The 2,512-nt window shown below is 53.5% G+C and carries 1 protein-coding gene and 1 pseudogene; both read right to left on the bottom strand.

Annotated elements, in window-relative coordinates; translation table 11 throughout:
* Positions 1–962, bottom strand: a pseudogene (locus ABD827_RS17795) (ISAs1 family transposase); the annotation flags it as partial.
* Positions 963–1,041: 79 nt separating this feature from the next.
* Positions 1,042–2,367 carry a group II intron reverse transcriptase/maturase gene (gene ltrA, locus ABD827_RS17790; RefSeq protein ID WP_344966040.1) on the bottom strand — a complete coding sequence of 442 codons (1,326 nt, stop codon included), beginning with the start codon at positions 2,365–2,367 and terminating at the stop codon, positions 1,042–1,044.
* Between the last annotated feature and the right edge of the window lie 145 nt (positions 2,368–2,512).

Below are 2,512 nucleotides of genomic sequence, written 5' to 3'. Positions count from 1 at the left end.
CCCGCTGCCAAGACCTGATCCAGATAGTCTGTGTTCATGCTGGCTATCTTCTGCTTTCGCCGGATGCTGGCTTTCTTCGTCGTTTCTGCTCGCAACATATTCAACGCCAGGTGACGCATGCAAGACAGAATCTCAGCCGCTTCACCTCGATAGATGGGGCAAGCATCTTCGTTCATCGAGACGTCCAGCACCCAATGCAGGCTGTTCTCGATCCGCCAGTGGTCCCGCACTGCGGCAGCGAAGCGAGCCTGGTCCAGTTCCGCCGAACTGATGTAGTAGCGGTATTCGAGGGACTGTTTGCCTGATTTTTCCAGGCGATAGCCGATGGCCACACCCAGGGTTTTCAGGCCTCTCCACTCCGGGAACTGGCTGGCCACGTCACCGGCAGCAAGAACATGGTATTCCCTGGCCTCAATGCGACCATGTCCTTTCTCCACCGTCACATTGACGGGGTCGGTGGCTGCCGAGTGGAACGGTCGGAGTGCTTGCTGAACCGCGCGGTGCAACAGCTCCTGGTTACCCTTGACCGCCAGCAGGTAGTCTCCGCCTTGCTTGACGATGGTGCCGGCGATGTCAGTCTGACAGCCCATGGCATCAATGGACACCAGGCACCCCTTGATATCCAGCAGCTTGAGCAATGCTGGAATGGCCGTGATTTCATTGGACTTGGCATCGGTTTTCAACTGGCCCATGACCACGCCGTTGCCAGTGGCGAAGGCGCTGACCATATGAATGGCGGAGCGGCGGCTTTCCCGCTGGTAAAAGCCCCGTAGCACCTTGCCATCGATGGCAATCAGTTCACCCTCGGTACGCTCATTGACCGATTGCGCCCACTGAATAAAGCACTGTTGGAACTGGGTGGGGTCAAGGCGAGACACGATACGGGCGATGGTGTCGTGTACCGGCAGCCCGTCGGGGAACAGGCCCTTTTGCTGGAACCAGTCCAGGTGGACTTCACCGAAATAGTGAGTAGACCGAGGGAACCTCCCCCTCAGCCTCTCGCAGAACGGTACGTGAACCTCTCGATTCATACCGCTCCCATCAAGCAAACGCAGTTCCCAACCCTGCTTTCCAATGAGCAAACAGATGCGGCATCCGTTTTGACAGCCCTTCCATGAACTGGCAAGCACGGATTTTATGGCGCTGGAGGTTCTTGTACTTGCGTCTGGTCCATTTGACCAAAGCAAGGTTAAGATGCCGACCTATCGCCTTCATGGCTGATTTGTGAAACCGTGCATAATAGTTAATCCACCCATAAATCATGGGATTTAACCACTTCGCAATTTGATGGATACTCATATCAGCCCGACACCGTATTCGCAGTTTTCTCAGTTTCGTTCGCATGGCTTTGAGTGCCGATTTACTCACCGCCGGCGTGAAACTCATGAAGATGTTTCCCTGCCGACGATTCTGTACACTTCTCGCCCTGAACGTATAACCCAGAAAGTCGAATTGCTGATTGTCGTGGTTACCTTTTCGAGCACTGTCCTTACAGTAAACTATCTTCGTCTTCTCTGGATGGAGCTCCAGTCCACAGGCTTCAAAGCGGTGTCTTAGCCTTTCCAGCATTTCCTCTGCTTGCCGCTTGCTTCGACAATGAACCAGTCCATCGTCGGCATATCGGCACCAGGGGACGGTTGGATGATGCAGCGTGAGCCATTTGTCGAACACATAGTGCAGAAACAGATTGGCCAACACCGGACTGATAACGCCGCCTTGCGGTGTTCCTTTGCTCCTCTCCTTTAACGTACCGTCTGGCATCAGCATGGGAGCGGTTAACCAGCGGGTGATGTACAACCTCACCCAGCGCTCAGTGCAGTGTTTATCCACCGCCTTGAGCAGGAGATCATGGGGAATGTTGTCAAACAGCCCTTTGATATCGAACTCCAGGCACCAGTCATATTTCCAGCAGCGTTTCCGCGTCACCGCAATGGCATCCAGTGCCGATTTGCCCGGTCGATACCCGTAGGAGTCGTCCAGAAAGCAGCGCTCGACATGATGCTCGAATGACAGAAGTACTGTCATTTGCGCGATACGGTCACTGACGGTAGGAATGCCGAGTGTTCTTTCCCCTCCGCTTTTCTTGGGGATCAGTACCGCCTTGACGGGCGGTGGCATGTAAGTCCCCGAAGACAGCCGATTCCAGATTTTGTATAGATTACCTTTCAGGTTTTGCTCGAAATCCGCCAACGTCTGATGATCGACGCCGGCAGCACCTGCATTGGCTTTCACTCGCCGATAGGCTTCTGCTACTTGCCATTTATTGATTGAGAATGGTTTTGTCTGTTCAGCAACAGCCTCCTCCTGTTTATCACAGTTGGGCTGGTGTGCAGACTGCTTGACGCTATCCCTTCGCTCCACGTTCATTACAAACGCTTCCTCACTACTACGAATAGCTCTGCCCCAGTATCGCGCATTGGTACTCTCATACTCATAATTTCAGTTACTTGTATTTCTTCCTTAACATCGCGATGACTGGTTCCCGTAGTTCCTACAAAGAGCCTGATACAGA

This window comes from Oceanisphaera sediminis, assembly GCF_039539745.1.
In the GTDB taxonomy this organism is placed as follows: Bacteria; Pseudomonadota; Gammaproteobacteria; order Enterobacterales; family Aeromonadaceae; genus Oceanimonas; species Oceanimonas sediminis.
This window is presented reverse-complemented; position numbering and strand designations above follow the sequence as displayed.